Origin of the sequence: Tenacibaculum aquaeponti, assembly GCF_052084715.1 — a bacterium.
GTDB lineage: Bacteria > Bacteroidota > Bacteroidia > Flavobacteriales > Flavobacteriaceae > Polaribacter.
In genome coordinates this window covers 1,184,995-1,206,685 of sequence record NZ_CP197288.1, presented here as the reverse complement: position 1 = coordinate 1,206,685, position 21,691 = coordinate 1,184,995, and the positions used below count along the sequence as shown (strand labels likewise).

General features: G+C 29.0%; 18 protein-coding genes. 9 read left to right on the top strand and 9 right to left on the bottom strand.

The genetic code is table 11. The features are described from left to right. Window positions 1-3 precede the first annotated feature (3 nt). Entirely contained in the window at window positions 4-1,059 is a 1,056-nt protein-coding gene (locus tag ACSIGC_RS05320) for a glutaminyl-peptide cyclotransferase (RefSeq protein WP_442267121.1), read from the bottom strand. A 188-nt stretch (window positions 1,060-1,247) separates the two neighbouring features. Here ACSIGC_RS05320 and ACSIGC_RS05315 point away from each other — a divergent pair, with 188 nt between their 5' ends. The 3 genes from ACSIGC_RS05315 (at window position 1,248) to ACSIGC_RS05305 (ending at window position 4,230) form a co-directional block, all read left to right on the top strand. Continuing rightward, the gene (locus tag ACSIGC_RS05315; protein WP_442267120.1) at window positions 1,248-1,499 is read left to right on the top strand and encodes a type B 50S ribosomal protein L31; all 252 of its coding nucleotides are present in this window, start codon (window positions 1,248-1,250) and stop codon (window positions 1,497-1,499) included. 101 nt (window positions 1,500-1,600) lie between these two features. Further along, the gene (locus ACSIGC_RS05310; RefSeq protein ID WP_442267119.1) at window positions 1,601-3,118 is read left to right on the top strand and encodes an FMN-binding glutamate synthase family protein; all 1,518 of its coding nucleotides are present in this window, start codon (window positions 1,601-1,603) and stop codon (window positions 3,116-3,118) included. A 17-nt stretch (window positions 3,119-3,135) separates the two neighbouring features. Next, the gene (locus tag ACSIGC_RS05305; protein ID WP_442267118.1) at window positions 3,136-4,230 is read left to right on the top strand and encodes a methyltransferase; all 1,095 of its coding nucleotides are present in this window, start codon (window positions 3,136-3,138) and stop codon (window positions 4,228-4,230) included. An 826-nt stretch (window positions 4,231-5,056) separates the two neighbouring features. Here the strand turns inward: ACSIGC_RS05305 and ACSIGC_RS05300 are convergent. Next, window positions 5,057-5,854: an EcsC family protein gene (locus ACSIGC_RS05300; protein ID WP_442267117.1), complete on the bottom strand. Its 798-nt coding sequence runs from the start codon at window positions 5,852-5,854 to the stop codon at window positions 5,057-5,059. A 625-nt stretch (window positions 5,855-6,479) separates the two neighbouring features. On the opposite strand from ACSIGC_RS05300, the gene ACSIGC_RS05295 reads away from it, so the two are divergent. Continuing rightward, the gene (locus tag ACSIGC_RS05295) at window positions 6,480-7,154 is read left to right on the top strand and encodes a pirin family protein (protein WP_442267116.1); all 675 of its coding nucleotides are present in this window, start codon (window positions 6,480-6,482) and stop codon (window positions 7,152-7,154) included. Between the two features lie 37 nt (window positions 7,155-7,191). On the opposite strand, the gene gcvP is transcribed toward ACSIGC_RS05295, so the two are convergent. After that, complete coding sequence (gene gcvP / locus ACSIGC_RS05290) at window positions 7,192-10,047, bottom strand: aminomethyl-transferring glycine dehydrogenase (protein WP_442267115.1); 2,856 nt, start codon at window positions 10,045-10,047, stop codon at window positions 7,192-7,194. Between the two features lie 120 nt (window positions 10,048-10,167). On the opposite strand from gcvP, the gene ACSIGC_RS05285 reads away from it, so the two are divergent. Further along, window positions 10,168-10,980, top strand: a complete 813-nt coding sequence (locus ACSIGC_RS05285) for a hypothetical protein (protein ID WP_442267114.1) — start codon at window positions 10,168-10,170, stop codon at window positions 10,978-10,980. Window positions 10,981-11,010: 30 nt separating this feature from the next. On the opposite strand, the gene ACSIGC_RS05280 is transcribed toward ACSIGC_RS05285, so the two are convergent. Together ACSIGC_RS05280 and ACSIGC_RS05275 are read right to left on the bottom strand one after the other, a co-directional pair. After that, window positions 11,011-11,586 (bottom strand): hypothetical protein, encoded by a 576-nt coding sequence (locus ACSIGC_RS05280; protein ID WP_442267113.1) that lies wholly within the window; start codon window positions 11,584-11,586, stop codon window positions 11,011-11,013. A 115-nt stretch (window positions 11,587-11,701) separates the two neighbouring features. Then, window positions 11,702-12,310 carry a hypothetical protein gene (locus ACSIGC_RS05275; protein ID WP_442267112.1) on the bottom strand — a complete coding sequence of 203 codons (609 nt, stop codon included), beginning with the start codon at window positions 12,308-12,310 and terminating at the stop codon, window positions 11,702-11,704. A gap of 403 nt (window positions 12,311-12,713) precedes the next feature. Between ACSIGC_RS05275 and yaaA the strand changes: the two genes are divergently transcribed. Beyond that, window positions 12,714-13,472 carry a peroxide stress protein YaaA gene (gene yaaA, locus ACSIGC_RS05270; RefSeq protein ID WP_442267111.1) on the top strand — a complete coding sequence of 253 codons (759 nt, stop codon included), beginning with the start codon at window positions 12,714-12,716 and terminating at the stop codon, window positions 13,470-13,472. A gap of 51 nt (window positions 13,473-13,523) precedes the next feature. On the opposite strand, the gene ACSIGC_RS05265 is transcribed toward yaaA, so the two are convergent. Together ACSIGC_RS05265 and ACSIGC_RS05260 are read right to left on the bottom strand one after the other, a co-directional pair. After that, window positions 13,524-14,948, bottom strand: coding sequence for an L-serine ammonia-lyase (locus ACSIGC_RS05265; protein ID WP_442267110.1), 1,425 nt, complete (start codon window positions 14,946-14,948; stop codon window positions 13,524-13,526). Between the two features lie 88 nt (window positions 14,949-15,036). Beyond that, complete coding sequence (locus ACSIGC_RS05260; RefSeq protein WP_442267109.1) at window positions 15,037-15,378, bottom strand: DUF2853 family protein; 342 nt, start codon at window positions 15,376-15,378, stop codon at window positions 15,037-15,039. A 218-nt stretch (window positions 15,379-15,596) separates the two neighbouring features. On the opposite strand from ACSIGC_RS05260, the gene ACSIGC_RS05255 reads away from it, so the two are divergent. Then, window positions 15,597-16,961 carry a tetratricopeptide repeat protein gene (locus tag ACSIGC_RS05255; protein WP_442267108.1) on the top strand — a complete coding sequence of 455 codons (1,365 nt, stop codon included), beginning with the start codon at window positions 15,597-15,599 and terminating at the stop codon, window positions 16,959-16,961. Here ACSIGC_RS05255 and ACSIGC_RS05250 read toward each other — a convergent pair. Further along, window positions 16,953-18,686, bottom strand: coding sequence for a sodium:solute symporter family protein (locus ACSIGC_RS05250; protein ID WP_442267107.1), 1,734 nt, complete (start codon window positions 18,684-18,686; stop codon window positions 16,953-16,955). The genes ACSIGC_RS05255 and ACSIGC_RS05250 overlap by 9 nt on opposite strands. Window positions 18,687-18,813: 127 nt before the next feature. On the opposite strand from ACSIGC_RS05250, the gene pfkA reads away from it, so the two are divergent. Both pfkA and gap read left to right on the top strand, forming a co-directional pair. Further along, window positions 18,814-19,800: a 6-phosphofructokinase gene (gene pfkA / locus ACSIGC_RS05245; RefSeq protein ID WP_442267744.1), complete on the top strand. Its 987-nt coding sequence runs from the start codon at window positions 18,814-18,816 to the stop codon at window positions 19,798-19,800. A 23-nt stretch (window positions 19,801-19,823) separates the two neighbouring features. After that, window positions 19,824-20,816 (top strand): type I glyceraldehyde-3-phosphate dehydrogenase, encoded by a 993-nt coding sequence (gap, locus tag ACSIGC_RS05240; protein WP_442267106.1) that lies wholly within the window; start codon window positions 19,824-19,826, stop codon window positions 20,814-20,816. A gap of 140 nt (window positions 20,817-20,956) precedes the next feature. Here the strand turns inward: gap and ACSIGC_RS05235 are convergent, their stop codons facing one another. Further along, window positions 20,957-21,676, bottom strand: a complete 720-nt coding sequence (locus tag ACSIGC_RS05235) for a hypothetical protein (protein WP_442267105.1) — start codon at window positions 21,674-21,676, stop codon at window positions 20,957-20,959. Window positions 21,677-21,691: the final 15 nt, after the last annotated feature.

Genomic DNA, 21,691 nt, shown 5'->3' with positions numbered 1-21,691 from the left:
GTTTTATTCTTTTATGATTTCAATTTCAAATAATTTACTCCAGTGTTTACCTGTAACGAATAAGCGGTTGTTTTTAGTATCGTAAGCTATACCATTTAATACATCATCTGTTTCTAATTTTTGCTCTCTTAAAATGGTTTGCCTTAAACTTTTCATATCAATTAAAGCTTCAACAATTCCACTATTAGCATCAATTATTGCAATTGTAGGTTTTATTTCTTTACCAGTCTTCCAGTAATTTGAGTAAATTTTACCATCAACATATTCTATTTCATTAAGTTTATCAATAGGCTTTTTTAAGGCATAAACTTGAATATTTCTTTTTTCCTTTTGGGTAGCTGGATCTAGAAACCAGATTTTATTAGTTCCGTCAGTTTTAATTAATTCAGAATCTGAATGTGTTAATCCCCATCCTTCAACACTATTTCCATAAGGGAATTCTTTTTTTAGGACAAATGTATCTAAATCAAATATAAAACCTTTTCTTGCCTGCCAAGTTAGCCAGAAGATTTCATTATTAAAAATAGTCATACCTTCTCCGAAATATTTGTCACTAAGATCATATTTTTGTATAACTTCCCCTGTTTTAATTTCTACTTTTCTTAATGAAGATTTACCTCTTCTACCAGTAGTTTCATATAAATAACCATTGTAATATTCTAATCCTTGTGTATATGCATTTTTATCATGCGGATAGGTATTTACAATTTTATAGCTATATATTTTAGGAGTTACATTAGAATAAACTTCTATTGAAGAACGAATCTTTTTTACTTTGCCAGGAATAAAAGCAAGTGCAGTAATATCATGTTTTCCTATTCCGAAATCAGAAATATTAATAGTTGTTTTATTTTCATTTATGGTTAACTGTTTTTTCCCAAAATATAATTGAATACTATCTGCTTTTTTACCGTTTAATTCATTTAAATCTATCTGAACTTTTTCTCCTAAAGCTACCTTTTTCTTATTTTGTAATTTAAATTTGTAGTTGTTTTCATTACAAGAGGTTAGGGTAAAAGCTAAAGCGATTAAAATACCAGAAAAACATGAAATTTTCATATAAGGTTGAGTTGAATGTATTAGTTCTTTAATTATACTACAAATAAAACAATTTATTTGTTTGGAATTTAAAAAAAAGGGTTAAATTTGCACCCTCAAATAGCCATTGCAGGTTTTTGATTTTACTTGAAGGCGTTTAAAACCTTACCAATTTTAAACAAATTCACACTAAATTAAAAGTTTTAAAGATGAAAAAAGGTATACACCCAGAAAATTATAGAATGGTGGCTTTCAAAGATATGTCGAACGGAGATGTATTTATAACAAGGTCTACTGCTAACACAAAAGAAACTCTTGAAGTAGAAGGAGTAGAGTATCCATTAGTTAAATTAGAAATTTCTAGAACATCTCACCCATTCTACACAGGTAAGTCTAAATTAGTAGATACTGCAGGACGTATCGACAAGTTCAAGAACAAATACGCAAAGTTTAAGAAATAAACTTTTCAAATATAGAAATATAAAAAGCACTAACATTGTTAGTGCTTTTTTATTGTATAAATCTTGTATCTTAGCCTGTAAACTAACAAAAATTCAAGAAAATGAGAGACACCATTTTAGCGGTAGTAATCTTAATTAATCTTTTATGTGGAGTATTGGTTTACTTTATTCCAGATTTAGGTAATTACATTTTATTAACTATTGCTTCAGCCTTTACTTTATTAGCTTTTTACGATGCTTTTATTCAGAAAAATCACTCATTAATGAGAGCATTTCCAATTATAGCGAGATTGCGTTGGTTTTTTGAAGAAGAAAGAGAAAAAATTCAACAATATTTCATAGAGGATGATTTAAATGGTACACCAATTAATAGAGAGAAAAGAAGTATTGTTTATCAAAGAGCAAAAAAGGAGGTTGAAACAGTACCGTTCGGAACTCAACATAATGTTTATGAAAAAGGATATGAATTTGTAAAACATTCTTTGTTTCCTACAGATCATCACAAAGTAAAAGGAGAAAATATTGTTTTTGGTTCAGATAAATGTTCTCAAAAATATGAAAGCTCTATTATAAATATTTCTGCAATGTCATTTGGTTCTTTAAGTAAGAATGCAATTAAAGCTTTAAATCAGGGAGCTAAAATGGGATCGTTTGCACATAATACAGGAGAAGGTGGAGTTTCTCCTTATCATTTACAAGGAGGAGATCTAATTTTTCAAGTTGGTACAGGTTATTTTGGAGCAGGAAAAACAATAGATGGTAAACGCTACTTTGATGATGAAATATTTAAAGAAAATGCAATAAGACCAGAAGTTAAAATGATTGAGATTAAATTATCTCAAGGTGCAAAACCTGGTCACGGTGGAATTTTACCAGCCAAAAAGAATACAGAGGAAATTGCAAAAATACGTTCAGTAAAACCTTTTACTAGAGTAGATTCTCCACCTTCACATTCTTCATTTTCTAATTTTAATGAAATGATTGCTTTTTTACAAAAAGTACGTGAGTTGAGCAATGGAAAACCTATTGGAATTAAATTTTGTGTTGGTAACAATGAAGAAATAGAACAAATGATAAAAGCCTTTGCTGATGCAAATAATTATCCAGATTTTATTGCTGTTGATGGAGGAGAAGGAGGTACTGGTTCTGCACCATTAGAGTTTTCTAATTATGTTGGAACACCTCTGTTAGAAGGACTTGCTTTTGTAAACAAAATGCTGATTAAATATAAGCTGAAAGATCAAATTAAAATTATAGCTAGCGGAAAAGCTATTGATGCTTTCGATATTGTAAAGTTTAAAGCTTTAGGAGCCGATGCTATTGGAATGGCTAGAAGTTTTATGTTGAGTTTAGGTTGTATTCAAGCTCGTGAATGTAACTTAGATACTTGTCCTGTTGGTGTAGCAACTCAAGATGAAGATTTAGTAGAAGCTTTAGTAGTAGAAGATAAAAACGTTAGAGTCAGAAATTATCATGCTAAAACCATTTTAGCATTAAAGGAGTTAGTTTCTGCTATGGGAAAATCTTCTATTAATGATATCTCGGCTAAAGATGTTTTTAGAAGAAATAAAGCAGGTGATTTAAGCTCTTTAGAACAAATTTATTTTTCAGAAAACTAGTCATTACAAACATATTTTTGGAAACAACTTTAGAATTTAAAAATACAGTATATCATTTAGAAAGATATCCAGAAACAAAAGATAATTCTTTAAAAGCTTGGAGTAATGCAGAAATCTTAGCCTTAAATTATTTAGAGGATAAAAAATTTAGTCATTATCATATTTTTAATGATCGTTTCGGGGTTTGGAATTGTGTATTGAAAGATAAACCTGTAAAAACGGTTTGGACTTATGCTAGTCAGAAAAAAGCTGTTCAAAAGAATTTAAAGTTAAATAAAATTGATATAGTTGACTCATCATTTATTCATCCATTAGATGAATATGGAACTATAGATTGTGCTTTGGTAAAAATACCTAAATCTCTGGAACTGTTTGAACTTTTCTTAGCTAAGATTCATAAAGCATCTGAAGAAAACACAGAGGTTGTATGTTGTTTTATGACTAAGTATTTTAGTACTTCTTATCTTAAAATTGCTGAAAATTATTTTAGCGACATTCAGCAAACTAAAGCATGGAAAAAAGCTAGATTATTAATTTTAAAAAATCCTAAAAAAGAATTGATAAATGAAAAAAAGTTTATCAATAAAATTTCTTGGAAAGAAGATGTATTGCATCAATATTATGGTGTTTTTTCGTCTAAAAGTGTTGATATAGGAACACAGTTTTTGCTAGAGAATATAAAAATTACAAAAGATGAAGTTAAGGTTTTAGATGTAGCTTCAGGTAATGGAATAATAGCCCGTGAATTATTAAAGTTAAATGAGAATTGTGAGCCTACACTTGTCGATGATTTTAATTTAGCCATAGCATCATCGAAATTAAATCTACCTGAAAATAAGTCAACATTTATTTGTGATAATAATTTACTTACATTAAAGAAAAACAACTTTGATTTGGCTGTGAGTAATCCTCCTTTTCATTTTGAATATGAGAATAATATAGAAGTTAGTTTAGAGTTGTTTTCTCAAGTTAAAGACTGTTTAAAAGACAATGGTCATTTTGTTTTGGTGGCTAATAAACATTTGAATTATAAAGTACATTTAAAAAAGCTTTTTACTGAGGTTACTATTGTTAATAGCAATAATAGATTTGAAATAATATTATGTTTTTAAAAAACTTCCTTCTTATTTTATTACTGAAAATAATTAAAAATTAAATTTAGGTGTATTAATAGTAAAATGTAATTTTTATTGAAAAAAAACAATTTATTTTGTTAGGCATAGAGTTTTTTTGAGACTATTATGTTGCGAAAAAATAAAATATTAATCTTATATTGCAAAAACGAGTAAAATATTATACATATCAATTAAATTTATTTTCTTTCTACATAAAGTTAGGAATTACACGCAAAATATAAAAAGAGATAAATAAAGTATTTTAAGTTATCTAAAAACGAAAGTTTTAAGGAAAAAAGATTAAGTTAACAGAAGCTTTTAATTGATTATATTATTACTAATTATAAGTATTGAATAACACGAAGTAAAAATTGTCATCATAGATAAAAATGAATATAAGAGAGTAGAAACTACAGTATAGTGAATTACAAACATATCTGTAACTCTAAAAAATAATTTAATGCCATTATAAAGAATTATTAGTGTAGCTTGAAAAGAAGAAAATTATTTGAATTAAAAAGAAACCCAATAAATACATTTATTGGGTTTTTTGATTTGCAGAAGATGAAATTTTCAAATCTTTTTAATAACAAATTTCCCCTCATTATTATATGCATTCATAGCAAAAATGCAAAAGAGGGATTCAAAGAATAATAGTTTTATCATAAATAAATTTAATTGGTTTTTATAGAAACAAAACTATTCTCGTATCAAATGTATTTCTATTAAAGAACTGTTAATTTAAAGTTATTGCCATTATAAAAAACAATAATGACTTGTATATTTTTCTTAATTTATATTAAGAATTAAAAATTTAACAAAACTAAAATGAAACTTCGTAAAGTTCTTTTATATATTTTTTTCCGTATTTACGTTCAAGTTTTCTTACAGTAAAATGCCCCTTAGCCATTTCTTGAAAATGATTAATAAAGAGTGTGTTTATTAGTGCTCCTCCAGCTGCTCCTATTATAGGAACAGATTGGGCAATTGTTTTTTCAGTTACTTGAATTCCAAACCGTTCGGCTATTTTACCAATTACATTTAAGAATAAAGTTGTTCCCTCGTGAAAAACACCATGTTCTGTAACAAATTTATTCGTTTGTACTATAGAATTTGAAAGAAACGCTCTTGTAGCATAGTAACTAGATTCTAAATTATCATCTTCAATACTGTTTCCACCTAAAGCGAATACTTCTAAACAAGCAAGTTTTGTGTCAATTTCTTTTATAGGTTCACCATGAGATCGAGCTATATCTGCAATAGATCTTAATATAATAGTAGTAGTTAAAGGTAGTTCAAACGCTAAACCAGTTAAGCCGAATATACCACCTATAGTGCCAGTGGCGCCAACTGCTATTTTATGAATTAGATTACTAGACTTTTCAAACTTTTCTTCTTTCATAGTAAAAATAGCAGCATCAGCAGCTTTTAATAATGATGATTTAGTAATATCATTTAGTTTTTCATTCCAATTTTTAGGAAGTGCTTCTATGCCTTTTTGTATAGGGTTACCAATGATATTACTTAATTTAATGGCTATTCCTGAATTTTCTAGTAACTGTTTAGCATTTTTTAATTCTTGAAAATCTTCGTTAGTGATTGTGTTTCTTAATTTATTCATTGAAGCAATTTATAATTTAAATATACTAAACTATTCTTGATATTTTATTTATTATTTTTTTAGATACACACTATAAATAACAAACCATTCGACTTAACATATGTTAATTTCATCTGTGTTTTAATATTCATTCGTCTGTATACAAGTTGATAGAGGTTTTTCTCTTAGTATATTAGTTGGGGATTATTACAGGATTATTAACACTTGAGAAAAGAAAATGGTTTTAAGGAATCATTTTCTTTTTTTACAAATTTTAATATTGTATTAACAAGTTGTTTTAATTCTAATGCATATATTTACTTTAGCTATGAATGTAATTGCTATTAGCTTTCATTTTATTATTATACAGTTTGTGTTTATTTACAATAAACGATTATAAAGCTATTAAGATTTAAATGTTAAGGGTTTGTTTGAATCTTTAAATTACTTAGCTAAAAAATTGAAAACTTCTTGTAACGCTAATCATTTTGGGGTAAATCAAAGCGTTATAACTTTTTAATTCAATTTTTGCCGCAACTCAATAAACTTATGCTTCTGAGTTGCGGTTTCTTATTTTTATTTTAACATGTATGAATGTAATTTATCGCTTATAGTTTAGACTATATAAACAAGATTAGTTTTACTTATGGGAAATATATTACAGTTATTAGATAGGAATACTATTGAAACGGGAGGTTTTCATGGTATCGTGCAGAAGAGATTGGTTGTTAATTCCAAATTTGGGCCTAAATCTGGAGTAAAGAAAGGAACTTGGGAGGGTATTGGAAACCTAGTGTATTTTGCTGATAGTTGGTTTGGAGAAGGAGTTGAGACTGGATTACACCCACATCAGTATATAGATGTATTAACTTTTGTAGTAGAAGGGAAGTTAGATCATGAAGGTTCTCTTAAGCATGGAATTAGTTTAAAAGCATTAGATTTTCAAGTGCAAAAATCCGGTAAGGAAGGTTTTTTACATAATGAAATAAATAAAGGAACTACTACAACAAGAATGTTACAACTTTGGTTACTACCAGAACAAATAGAACAGAAATCAAGTTTTAGAGTTCATAGAGCAGAAAAAGGTTTAATAACAAATGTATACGGACTAAGAGATAAAAATTCTACACAGATAGATGTAATTTATTTATCACAAGACGATTTGTATATATCAAAAAAAGAAAGTTTAGTATATGTTGCTAAAGGTAGTATAAGAATAGGTGAAGAATATATTTCTGAAGGAGTAATGTTGAATATCGATAAGGATATTATTCATTGTAATAAAGAAAGTATATTAATTAGTGTTTATATAAAAGAATAAAAAAAGCCTTGCTATTTGTTATAGCAAGGCATTTTTTTTATGCTTCAGCTTCCATGTAATCTTCTATAGGATTACAAGAGCAAATTAAATTTCTGTCTCCATAAGCATCATCAACTCTTCTAACTGATGGCCAGAACTTATTATCCATGATATATTCTAAAGGATAAGCAGCTTCTTGTCTAGAATAAGGAAAATCCCAACTATCATTAGTTAACATTGCTAAAGTATGGGGAGCATTCTTCAATACATTGTTTTGATCTTCTTTAGTAACAGTATCAATTTCTTTTCTGATAGAAATTAAAGCATCACAAAAACGATCTAACTCACTTAAACTTTCACTTTCAGTTGGCTCTACCATAATAGTACCTGCTACTGGGAAAGATACAGTAGGAGCATGGAATCCATAATCCATTAAACGTTTAGCGATATCAACTACTTCGATTCCGTTTTGTTTAAACTCTCTACAATCTAAAATCATTTCGTGAGCAGCACGTCCCATTTCTCCAGTATACAAAGTTTGGAAATGTTCTTGTAAACGCTCTTTCATATAGTTTGCGTTTAGGATAGCTATTTTTGTTGAGTTAGTTAAACCATCTGCTCCTAACATTGTAATGTATCCATAAGAAATTAAACAAGCAAGTGCAGAACCCCATGGAGCAGCAGAAATCGCTGTAATAGGATTTTCACCTCCAGTTGTAACTACAGGGTTAGTAGGTAAGAAAGGGACTAATTGTGGAGCAACACAAATTGGTCCAACTCCAGGTCCACCACCACCATGTGGAATAGCAAATGTTTTATGTAAGTTTAAGTGACAAACATCAGCACCAATAGTTGCAGGGTTTGTTAATCCTACCTGTGCATTCATATTTGCACCATCCATATATACTTGTCCACCATTATCGTGAATGATAGAAGTAATTTCTTTAATTGCTTTTTCAAATACTCCATGAGTAGAAGGGTAAGTAACCATTAAAGCCGCTAAGTTGTCTTTATGTAACTCAGCTTTAGCTCTTAAATCTTCTACATCTATATTTCCTTTTTCATCTGTTTTTGTTACAACGACTTTCATTCCTGCCATAACAGCGGAAGCAGGATTTGTACCGTGTGCAGAAGATGGTATTAAACAGATGTTTCTGTGTGTATCTCCGTTAGCTTCATGATAAGCTCTAATAACCATTAGTCCAGCAAATTCACCTTGTGCTCCAGAATTTGGTTGTAATGAAGTTCCAGCAAAACCAGTAACAACATTTAATTGTTGTTCTAAATTTTTTAATACAGTTTGATAACCTTCAGCTTGATTTAAAGGAACAAAAGGGTGAATATTTCCCCATTGTGGGTTACTTAAAGGTAACATTTCAGAAGCTGCATTAAGTTTCATTGTACATGAACCTAAAGAAATCATTGAGTGATTTAAAGCTAAATCTTTTCTTTCTAATTTCTTGATGTAACGCATCATATCAGTTTCTGAATGATATGTGTTGAATACTTCGTGATCTAAGAAAGATGTGTTTCTTTTTATATTTTCTGGAATTATATCCTCTGAAACAAATTCAGTTATTGTAATATCTTGAATATTAAAAGCTTGCTCAAAACAATCAACTATAGCATTAATTTCTTTTAAACCTACAGTTTCATTTAAAGAAATAGCAACATGATTTTTATCAACATAATTAAAGTTAATCTGGTTAGCTTCTGCCGTAGATCTTAATTTTTCAGCTTCAACTTCAACTAAAATAGTGTCGAAATATGCAGTGTTCTTTTGTTTAAACCCTAAACGATTTAATGCTACTGCTAATGTTTGTGAAGCACTATGAACTCTGTTGGCAATAAATTGAATTCCTTCTTTACCATGATAAACAGCATACATTCCAGCCATAACAGCTAATAGAACTTGAGCTGTACAAATATTAGAGGTAGCTCTTTCACGTTTTATGTGTTGCTCTCTGGTTTGTAGAGCCATTCTTAAGGCAGGTCCGCCATCTTTATCTTTAGTAACTCCAATAATACGACCTGGAATACTTCGTTTGTACGCTTCTTTAGTTGCAAAATACCCTGCATGTGGCCCACCGTAACCTAATGGAATTCCGAATCTTTGTGTAGTTCCTACTACAACATCAACACCAAATTCACCTGGAGCTTTCAAAACAGCAAGAGATAAAATATCAGCAGCTACAGCAACTTTTATATTGTTGTCGTTTGCTTTTGATACAAATTCAGAATAATCTATAACATTACCGTTTTTTCCAGGGTACTGAAGAATAGCACCAAAGTAATCATCAGCAAAATCAAATTTTTCATGATTACCTATTACTAACTCTATTCCAATAGGAATAGCACGAGTTTTTAATACCGATAACGTTTGCGGTAAAATTTCCTCAGAAACAAAGAATTTGTTAGCTCCAGCTTTCTTTTTAGCTCTTTCTCTAACATCAAATAATAAAGCCATTGCTTCCGCTGCAGCTGTTCCTTCATCTAATAAAGAGGCATTAGCTAACTCCATTCCTGTTAAATCACAAACCATAGTTTGGTAGTTTAACAAGGCTTCTAATCTACCTTGAGCAATTTCTGCTTGGTAAGGAGTATAAGCAGTATACCATCCGGGATTTTCTAAAATATTTCTTTGAATTACACTAGGAGTAATTGCTTCATGATATCCTAGACCAATATAACTTTTGAATATTTTATTTTTAGCCCCCAATTCATTAATATGTTGTAAGTATTCATACTCACTTAATGCTTCAGGCAAATCTAATTCATTTTGTAAACGAATATCGTCTGGTATAGTTTCGTAAATTAATTGGTCAATACTATCTACACCAATTGTTTTCAACATAATATCCTTTTCATTATCTCTAGGCCCAATATGTCTTAATTGAAATAAATTTGTATTCATTGTTGTCGCGTTGTTTATTTTGATGAGCAAAAATAACTAAATATTGAAAATCTTTTAAATCTTAGCTAACAAGTTTTTAACTATCCATAATAGTTCTAAACAAATAATTACTTTTATACCGTGAAATATTTGAAGGCAATTTTTGAATTTTATATTAACTCGAGTTTACATGTTGCATTTTCGGTTTATGCATTAGTAAGGGTTACAGAGTATTATTTTAATTTATCTTATAATGAAGAGTTAAGTTATTTTATTTTTTACGGTACTATTACTGGATATAATTTTGTTAAATATGCAAGTATTGCTAAGTTACATCATATGAGTTTAACCAAAAACTTAAGGTTAATTCAAATTTTTTCTTTTTTGTCTTTTGTATTAATGTCTTATTATCTAACACTATTAGACTCTAAAGTACTTCTATATTTTTGTCCTTTTGTTTTGCTTACACTTTTTTATACAATTCCTATTTTTAAAGGTTTAACAACGAGCTTAAGGAATATAAGTACAATAAAGATTTTTATTATAGCCATAGTTTGGGCTGGAGTAACATCTTTTATCCCATTATTAAATCAAAGTGAAATAGGAATTATTGAAGTCTATTACATTATACAACGTTTACTATTTGTAGTTGTACTTACTTTACCTTTTGATATTAGGGATATGAATTATGATAGAAAATATTTACAAACTATACCTCAAGTGATAGGAGTAGAAAGAGCAAAAAAATTCGGAGTTATTTTATTATTAATAACTATTCTAATAGAGTTTTTTATAACACCAAATTTTAACTTTAAACTTATATATACAATTGTATTTTTTGTTTTATTACTTTTTTTACAAAAGTCAAAAGTAAAACAATCTAAATATTACGCTTCTTTTTGGGTAGAAGCAATACCGATTTTATGGTGGTTTACTATTGAAACTGTAAAATAAAAAAAGGCTTTTGTAAAAAGCCTTTTTTTATTAATTTGTTAATATTTCTTTTTTACTTGATTTGAAGTTTTTCTTCTTAATTTTTGATGGACAAAACTGAGAGTATGTAATTGTACTATCACATGAAAAGCTTTCACCTTGACTCCATGCGTTTATTGTTTTATTTCCTTGGGTTACTACAGCTTTTGAAATAATAGTCGTACAATCTGTTTTTTTAAATTTATGAACAGATATACTATATGAATGCTTTTGAACACCAGCTTCATGTTTTTTTTGATTTTCTACTTCTTTTAAATTAGGACAACCATTGTTTTTTAAAGGAATGTCGTTATAATCACCAACAAATAGTTTAGTCTTGTTTAAATTCCATCCTTTTTTAATTGTAAAAGTAACGTAGAGGTTGGTTTTGTTTTTGTAGCTTATTGTTAAAGTACCAACTTCAGTATTTTCTCCTATGAGTTTAGAACTAAAAAAAACTTTCTCTTTCTTAATCAAAGGATTTGAATTTGAGAAAATATTTTTATTATAGGTATTATTAGTAGTAGTGTAGTTAGAAAAAAGTAAAGTTAGACAAATTACAAAGCATAAATTTTTAACTTTTCTCATATTGTATTGATTTAATAATATTTATAAATATAATTTTTTATAATAAAATAAGAGTCATTATTATAATCATTAATGACTCTTAGAATTTAATGTGTTTATTAAACTATTTAGTTTTCTAATTAGTGGTAGGTCCTCCACCTTCTCCACCTCCGTTATTACAAAGGGGTGAGTACATAGCCCAGCTTTTACCATCAAATCGAACACCTTTACCCCAGGCAGTTTCATTAGAAGATCCATTACTTACTTCAGCATGAGTGGCAATACATAAACAATTAATACCTCTTAAAGATGAATTTGGAATAGTATAAGTAAATTCGTTAATATTATTATGATTCATTTTATAAGGGAATTTACCTATTTTAGGATTTCCTTTACGAGTTGTAGGTATTAAATCACAATCACCTAAATATAAATGCGTAGCTTTTATAGTCCAATTATCATTTGCTGTGTAGGTTACATACATATTGGTTCTATCAAAACTTAAAGTTACAGAACCAATTATTTCGTTCTGTCCAGCAATTAAATCAGCAGACCACAAAGTGAAAGGAGATTTTACAAGTATAGGAGTCTTATTTGATAAATTATTTTGATTTAATAAGTTCATTAAAAAATCATATCCATAAGTTAATTCTTGGTTTTCAATGTTGTTAATACTTTCATCATTTTTATTACAAGAGTATAATAAAGATAAAGACAAGATAAAAATGCATAATAAGTTTCTCATAATTGTTGTTTTTGGAATTATTTGAATTTTAAATTCATATTCATTTATAAAAAAGTTATAAGTAGAATAGTGTCTTTATAAAAAGAAATTTGGTTAAGATTTATAGTTAATTAAAAACATTTGATGTCACTCTAAGCTGAGTACTTCTAATTTTTTCGTGAAGTTAAGATATATCTCTATTTTTTTATATCTAATAATAGATAATAATGTAGGTGTAAAAACATAAAATATCCCCCTCATAATTTAAGTTTTTAAAAAATTAAATAATTGATGGGCAAATATATACATTTTTATATTACTTGCAGGAAAGTAAATAAAAAATAAACAAAGCCTAATATATAAGAGTCAATTGTTTTATAGATAAAAGGGTCGTATTTTTACTTTTCAATAAATAAAAGTGACCATGAAAATAATCATTTCTCCTGCAAAATCATTGGATTTTGATACTAAGGCAACTACGGAAGATTTTTCTATTTCTAGTTTTTTAAACCACTCTGAGAAACTGAATAAAAAATTAAAAACATTATCAAGAAAGAAACTATCTGAGTTAATGAAAATTTCTGACGATTTAAGTGCTTTAAATTATGATAGAAATCAAAAATGGAGTTTACCATTTAATTTAGATAATGCCAAACAAGCAGTGTTTAGTTTTACTGGAGAAGTGTATAGAGGTATAGATGTATATTCTTTAGAGGTAGAAAAAATTTCTAAATTACAGGAAAAACTCAGAATTTTATCGGGATTATACGGAGTATTAAAGCCTTTAGATTTAATTCAACCTTACAGATTAGAAATGGGAACAAAATTAAAAGTGGGGAGAAATGAAAATTTGTATCAATTTTGGGGAGATATTTTAGTAAATTCATTAAATCAAGAACTTAAAGATGATGAGTTGTTAGTAAACCTAGCAAGTGCAGAATATTTTAAAGTATTACCCAAAAAATTATTAAAAGTACCTATGATTACACCTGTTTTTAAAGATTTTAAAAATGGGCAATATAAAACCATTATGACATTTGCCAAAAAAGCCAGAGGACTAATGGTGCGATATATAATAGATAATAACATAGAAAACTTAGATGGTTTAAAGGGGTTTGATGTAGAAGGGTATAGGTTTTCAGAAGAAATGTCTAAAGAAAATGAATTAGTATTTACAAGATAGTAATTAAATAAAAAGGTGTTATTAATAATATAAATAACACCTTTTTATATTTTAACAATCTGCTAAACCTACGGTAATAGCCAATCCTCCTTCGGAAGTTTCTTTATAATTTTTATTCATGTCTTTTGCGGTTTCCCACATAGTTTCTATAACTTTATCTAAAGGTACTATAGCGTCTTCTGGGTTACCTTCTAGTGCTAATTCAGCAGCATTTATAGCTTTAATGGCTCCCATAGCATTTCTTTCGATACAAGGGATCTGAACTAAACCACCTATAGGGTCACAAGTTAACCCTAAATGATGTTCCATTGCTATTTCAGAAGCTTCTAAACATTGAGAAGGTGTTCCTCCAAGTAGCTCTGTTAATGCCGCCGCCGCCATAGCTGATGAAACCCCAATCTCCGCTTGACAACCTCCCATTGCAGCTGAAATTGTTGCATTTTTCTTAAAAATACTACCAATTTCTCCAGCTACTAATAAAAATTTACGAACATGCTCTATAGTAGCATTATGATTTTCAATAACCATATAATACATAAGTACAGCAGGAATTACTCCAGCACTTCCATTTGTAGGCGCAGTAACTACTCGCCCCAAAGAAGCATTAACTTCATTTACAGATAAAGCTAAACAACTTACCCATTTTAATATTTCTCTAAACTTTACTTCTGTGCTTCTAATAGCTGAAACCCACTCTTCCTTATTATTGTATTTACTACCTTTAATTAACTTTTGATGAGTAGAAAATGCTCTTCTTTTAACATTTAATCCGCCAGGTAAAATACCTTCTGTATGACATCCGATATACATACACTCTAACATTGTGTTCCAAACATTATCCAACTTTGCATAAATTTCGTTTTCAGAACGTAACATATTTTCGTTAGCAAAAACAATTTCAGAGATGTTTTTTCCGTGCTCTTTACAATAACTATCTAAATCTATTGCTTTGTTGATAGGGTAAGGAAAGGTAATGTCTGTATTATTAGAAGTGTTTTCATTATTTTCTTCCTGTATTACAAATCCACCTCCAATAGAATAATAAGTTTCAAATGAAATTAGTTCTTTTTTTAGATTAAAAGCTTTAAACGTTAATCCATTAGAGTGAAAAGGTAAAAATTCTCGGTGAAATTCAATATCGTCATTTACGAAATCGATTTCTTTTTCAAGATTAAAAAAAAGAGTATTAGTATCTTTTATCTTACTGATTATTGAGTTTATTGATTCTACAGGAATAAACTCAGGATCGGTTCCACTTAATCCTAATAAAATAGCTAGATCGGTTGCATGACCTTTTCCTGTTAAAGATAAAGAACCATATAAATCTACCTTTATAGTGTTAATACTATCGAATAAATTTTGTTCTTTGATTTTTTGAATCCATTGTTGAGCTGCTCTCCAAGGGCCTAAAGTGTGTGAGCTAGAAGGGCCAACACCTACTTTTAGCATATCAAAAACACTAATGAATTGTGACATAAGTTTCAGTTGTTTGTATTAACAAAAATAAAGAACCTGTATTGAATTTCAATACAGGTTCTTCTATAAGTTTAAAAAACGGAAAAAATTACATTCCGTATACAGATTCTTTACCAAATTTTTTAGCTAAAAGATAGTAAACTACTGCACGATATTTATTTCTTTCTGACTTGCCAATTTGCTCAACAACCTCAGCGATTGCATCATCTAATTCAGAACCATCAGTTAAACCTAATTTTTTGATTAAGAAATTTTTCTTCACAGTTTCAAGTTCTTTAGGGTCGGAACCAGAAACAGTTTCAGCATCTCTTTTGTAGATAGAAGGTCCTAAACCTTTAGTAACAGCGGTTAATAAATCTGCATCAAAACTTAAATTTTTGTCATTCATAAAGTTTTTGTACAGCTCCACTTTTTCGTCAAATTTGCTCATAATTTTTTAATATTAGTTATTTTGTTTTTCAACATCTTTTCAAATATAGAAAAATAATTAGGTAAATCAAATTGATTTTCAGTATCAAAATCTTTCATTTTTTGATTAAGTTTTATGCTTGTTAATTTGTTAATTATTTTGTTGAAAAATAAACAGTGTTGCTGTTAGAAAAAAAGACTTCTTGTAGTAGATTTATAATAAATCAAATTCTACAGTAAATGTCTTTATCAAAATTTGAATCTATGTTAAAAACCAATGAAGTATATTTTTTCGATACTTCTGAGTTTGAAAATATAGTAGAGCATTATTTAAATGTAGGAAAGCATTCTTTAGCAAAGAAAGCATTGCAATTGGGGTTAGAGCAACATCCAGAATCTATTAATTTAAAATTATTAAAAGTAGAGGTTCTTGTATTTGATAATGAAATAGAGACTGCAATTAGCTTATTAGCAGATATAGAAGCTATAGAGCCTCATAACGATGAGGTTTTTATACAAAGAGCTACAATTTTATCAAAAGATAAAAAACATAAAGAAGCTATTGAAATTTTAAAAGAATCATTAGAGTTCGTTGAAGACCCTGTGGATGTTTGGGCTATGATAGGAATGGAGTATTTGTATTTAGATGATTATGAAAATGCAAGATTTAATTTTGCAAAATGTATAGATGTAGATTTTGAAGATTATTCTTCCTTGTACAATATTATTTATTGTTTTGAAATGGAAGAAAACTATGAAGAATCAATCGATTTTTTAAAAAAATATTTAGAAAAGAATCCATATAGCGAGGTAGCCTGGCATCAATTAGGAAAGCAATACTATGAGTTAAATATGTTTGAAGATGCTTTAAAAGCTTTTGAATACGCAGTATTAGTAGATGATGCTTTTATTGGAGGTTATTTAGAAAAAGCAAAAACATTAGAGAATTTACAACGCCATGAAGAAGCTATAGAAAACTATTTAATTACATTAGAATTGGATGATCCAACAGCTTATGTTTATATAAGAATCGGAGAATGTTATAATAAATTAAATATAAAAGAGACAGCAATAAAATATTTTAAAAAAGCTGTTTATGAGGATCCTTTACTTGATAGAGGTTGGTTGTTATTGACAGACATTTATTATGATGTTGAGAATTATAATAAGGCTGTTTATTATATTAATAAAGCTCTACAAATTGATGATTCTAATCCAATGTATTGGAGGAAATATGCTGAAATAAATATTAAACTTAATTTTTATGAAGAAGCTGTAAAGGCTTTTCAAATGTGTGTAAACCTTGGAGATATTGATGTTGAAATTTATATTGCTCTTGCAGATGTTTTACTTTTTATAGGTGAATTTGAAAATGCATTAAGTATTTTATTAAAAGCTAAAAAAGTTTATAACAATTTTGCTGAAATTGAATATCGCCTATTTGGTCTGTTTAAAATAAATCATGAAGATGATTACGCTTTTAGCCATTTAAAGAAAGCATTAGAGATCGATTTTGAGCACCATGAGTTGATAAAGGATTTGTTTCCTACAATATATAAAGATCAAGACACTCAAAATTTTATAGCTAAGTTTAGCTTACTCTAATAGTTTTTTCTTCCAAAGTTGCTGAATGATTATACCTGAAATTATTGTTAAAATAGATAGAGTTAATGCAGTGCTTGTTCTTCCATATATCCAATTTCCAGTAGCGAATAAGAACCCATAAATACCTATAATACTACAAAAGAAAGCTACTATTTTTGACCCTATGTTTTTAAATTTACTTTCGTTACCAAAAATTAATTGATTAAATTGATCAAGAGTGTTTTTGTCTGTAGGTTTAGTATTTAAAGTTACAATTATCCATACTACTGTGGTTACAAAAACTCCAATTATTAATTGCCAATAACCTTTAATATCTAAAATAGGTTCAACCATTTTATTATTTATAAAAAAGAAAATAGCAATTAAGAATGAAACTATCATAGCTGCAATTTCACTATAAGGGTTAACTCTATACCAAAACCATCTCAAAATGAATAATAACCCAGTACCTGCTCCTATTTGTAGTAATAAATCAAAAACATCCTTAGCAGATTGTAGAAAGAAAGAAAAGGAGGCAGCCATGATCATTAATACAACTGTAGAAACTCTACCAACAATTACTTTCTGATTTTCTGAAGCTTTATTATTTATAAAACGACTATAAAAATCATTTACTATATAGGAACTTCCCCAGTTTAATTGTGTTGAAATTGTACTCATAAATGCCGCAATTAACGATGTGAGTACTAAGCCTAATAAACCTGCTGGTAAATATGTCATCATTGCAGCATAAGCGACATCATCACCTCTCATTTCCTTAGTTAAATTAGGAAAAGTATTATTAATGCTAACTAAGTCTGGGAATACAATTAATGATGCTAAACCAACTAAAATCCAAGGCCAGGGTCTAATAGCATAATGAGCAAAGTTAAAAAATAAAGTAGCCCAAGTTGCATTTTTTTCGTCTTTAGCAGCTAGCATTCTTTGTGCTATATATCCTCCGCCACCAGGTTCGGCTCCAGGGTACCAAGTACTCCACCATTGCACTGCAAAAGGAATAATAAACAAAGTGATTAAAGTTTCAGTATTTGAAAAATCTGGTAGTAAATTTAATTTACTTTCAACAGAGGAGTGTGTTAGTAGTTCTTGAATTCCACCTATTTCAGGTAGGTTCACTATGTAAATTGTGGCCCAAATAGAACCTATCATCGCAATTATAAACTGAACAAAATCTGTTAATAAAACACCTTTTAAACCACCTAAAGATGAATAAATAACAATTATTATAGAAGAATACAATAGAGTCTCAGTTTGTGATAAACCTAATAAAATGTTAGCTATTTTAGATCCTGCTAAACAAACTCCAGCCATAGTTATTACATTGAAAACGACTCCTAAATAGATTGCTCTAAATCCTCTTAAAAATCCAGCAGTTTTACCAGAATATCTTAATTCGTAAAATTCTAAATCTGTTGTAATTCCTGATTTTCTCCAAAGTTTAGCATAAAAAAAAACGGTTAGCATACCTGTTAGTAATAAAGCCCACCAAACCCAATTTCCAGATACGCCATGAGTTCTTACGAGTTCAGTTACTAATCCAGGTGTATCTGCTGCAAATGTAGTAGCAACCATAGAGATTCCTAAAAGCCACCAAGGCATGTTTCTGCCAGAAAGAAAAAAATCGGCACTACTCTTTTTGGCTGATTTTGATGCTCTTACTCCGATGTAAAGTGATAATAAAAAGAAAATTATAATTATTGAATAATCTAGTGTGGTTAGCTTCATTTCAGTAAGTTTATGCTAATGTAAATAATTATTTTAAAAAGGGATAAAATACAATGAAAATCGAAAACGATTTCGCATTTTTATCTCAAAAAACAGCAAAATATAAGTAACTTTGGTATCAATATTTATGGGACAAAAAGTAAAAAAAATAGCAGTTATGACTTCTGGAGGAGATTCTCCAGGTATGAATGCAGCAATAAGATCTGTTGTAAGGACAGCAGCATATTATCGAACAGAATGTATCGGAATATATAGAGGATATCAAGGAATGATAGAAGGAGATTTCACTCCAATGTCTGCTCGAAGTGTAAATAACATAATTCATAAAGGAGGAACGATTTTAAAATCGGCTCGTTCTAAAGAATTTATGACTAAAGAAGGAAGAGCAAAAGCTTACGAAAATCTTAAAGAAGAAGGTATAGAAGGCTTGGTAATTATTGGAGGTGATGGTTCTTTTACAGGAGGAGTTGTTTTTAATAGTGAGTATAATTTTCCTGTAATCGGTATACCAGGAACTATAGATAATGATATTTATGGTACTTCACATACTTTAGGTTATGATACTGCATTGAATACAGCAATGGAAGCTATAGATAAAATTAGAGATACTGCTTCTTCTCATAATCGATTATTCTTCGTAGAAGTTATGGGGAGAGATGCTGGTTTTATTGCTTTAAATACTGGAGTTGGAGCAGGAGCTGAAGAAATTTTAATTCCTGAAGAAGATTTAGGATTAGAACGCATGTTAGAATCTTTAAAGAAAAGTAGAAGATCAGGTAAATCATCTAGTATAGTAGTTGTAGCTGAAGGTGATAAATCAGGTAAAAATGTATATCAATTAGCTGATTATGTTGAAGAGAATATGCCAGAATATGAAGTTAGAGTTTCAGTTTTAGGTCATATGCAAAGAGGAGGTTCTCCAACATGTTTTGATAGAGTGTTAGCTTCTAGGTTAGGTGTAAGAGCAGTTGAATTATTAATAGATGGAGAATCTAATTTAATGGTAGGATTGAAGGATAATGAAGTAGCTTCAACTGATTTGGAAAAAGCTATTAAAGGTCAAAATTCAATAGATAAAGAGTTATTAAGAGTGTCGGATATTATGACGACATAAATCATGTAAAAATAAACAATAAAATGATTAAAATAGGAATTAATGGTTTTGGTAGAATTGGAAGATTAGCTTTCCGTTCTGCAATCCAAAGAGACAATATTCAAGTAGTAGCAATAAACGATTTATTAGATGTAGATTACTTAGCTTATTTATTAAGATATGATTCTGTACATGGTCGTTTTAATGGAACTGTAGAAGTAAAAGATGGAAATTTAGTTGTAAATGGTCAAACAATCAGAATTACAGCTGATAGAAATCCAGAAAATCTAAAATGGGATGAGGTTGGAGCTGAGTATGTTATAGAATCAACAGGTTTTTTCTTAACAAAAGATAAAGCTAATTTGCATATTAAAGGAGGAGCAAAAAAAGTAATTATATCTGCACCTTCTAAAGATGCAAAAATGTATGTGATGGGAGTAAATCATAATACATTAACTGCTGATGAAACAATAATATCTAATGCTTCTTGTACAACGAATTGTTTGGCTCCTTTAGCTAAAGTAATAGATGATAATTTTGGTTTAGAAGAAGGTTTAATGACAACAATTCACTCTGCAACTTCAGGCCAAGATGCAGTGGATGGACCAAATTCTAAATGGAGAAGAGGGCGTTCTGTATTACGAAATATGATACCAACTTCTACAGGAGCAGCTGTAGCTGTAACTAAAGTAATTCCAGCTTTAGAAGGAAAATTAACAGGAATGGCTGTTCGTGTTCCAACAGCAGATGTTTCTTTAGTTGATTTAACGTTTAGAACAAAAAAGAAAACGTCTTTAAAAGAAATTTTAGCTAAGTTAGAAGAGGCCTCTAAAGGAGAATTAGAAGGTGTTATTGGATATACAAATGATGAAGTTGTTTCTCAAGATTTTGTGTCTGATCCAAGAACATCTATTATCGATGAAGGTGCTAGTATTGAATTAAATGAGAATTTCTTTAAAGTAATTTCATGGTATGATAATGAGTATGGTTATGCTACTAAGATTGTAGACTTATTAGAGCATGCTGCTTCATTATAATTTATAGATAATTTGAAATGAAAAAAAAGCACCAATTTAGGTGTTTTTTTGTTTAATAAAGATTACAAAAAAATAAGACTCATTTTAATGTCAAATGAGTCTTTTTTAATTAAATAATTAATATGAAAATAAATGGGCTTTTACCATGTAAATGTTTCTCCAGTTTCATAATTGATCAAAGTGCCATTACCACTTGCTGTCCAAGTACATTTAACACTAAGACTGTTATTTTCGTAAATTTCAAGATTTCCAGAATTGTCTGGATTAGCAGTTAAAATGAATTGGCTACCATCATTACTTTTAATATCTAATGTTGCAGTATTATTTATAAAAGTCCATTTTAAAGAAAGTACACTTCCGCCAGTAGAACTATCATACATATTTAACTCAGCTCTACTTTCATCTTTTAAACTGTATCCGTCCATTACTTTACCTGAATAATTAGGACTCTGAATTTCATAGGTAAATGTGAAGCGATCTACTAACTCCGTAACGCTATAATTAATTGTAGAATTTCCATCGGACCAAGTATAAGTTTGTGTATTTCCAGTAGCGCTATTTCTTCCTGCTAAATTTAACCTTTGAGATGTAGCGTTTTCAGGAACATTAAAGAAAGCAGAAAAAATTTGTCCGTAACTTTTAACAACATTAAAGTATGTAGCTGTGGTTTGTGCATTAGAGTTTGAATTATCACTTAATGCTGTAGGAATTTTAATTTCTGAAATTTTAGTTTGGAAACCTTCCATTACTTCAGATAATTCTTTGTCTTCAAATTCGTCTATGATTTTTTCATTACTATCACTACAAGCAGATAAAATGATTAGCCCTAAAATTGCGATTAGATTTCTTAAATTTTTCATGTTTTTATATTTTAA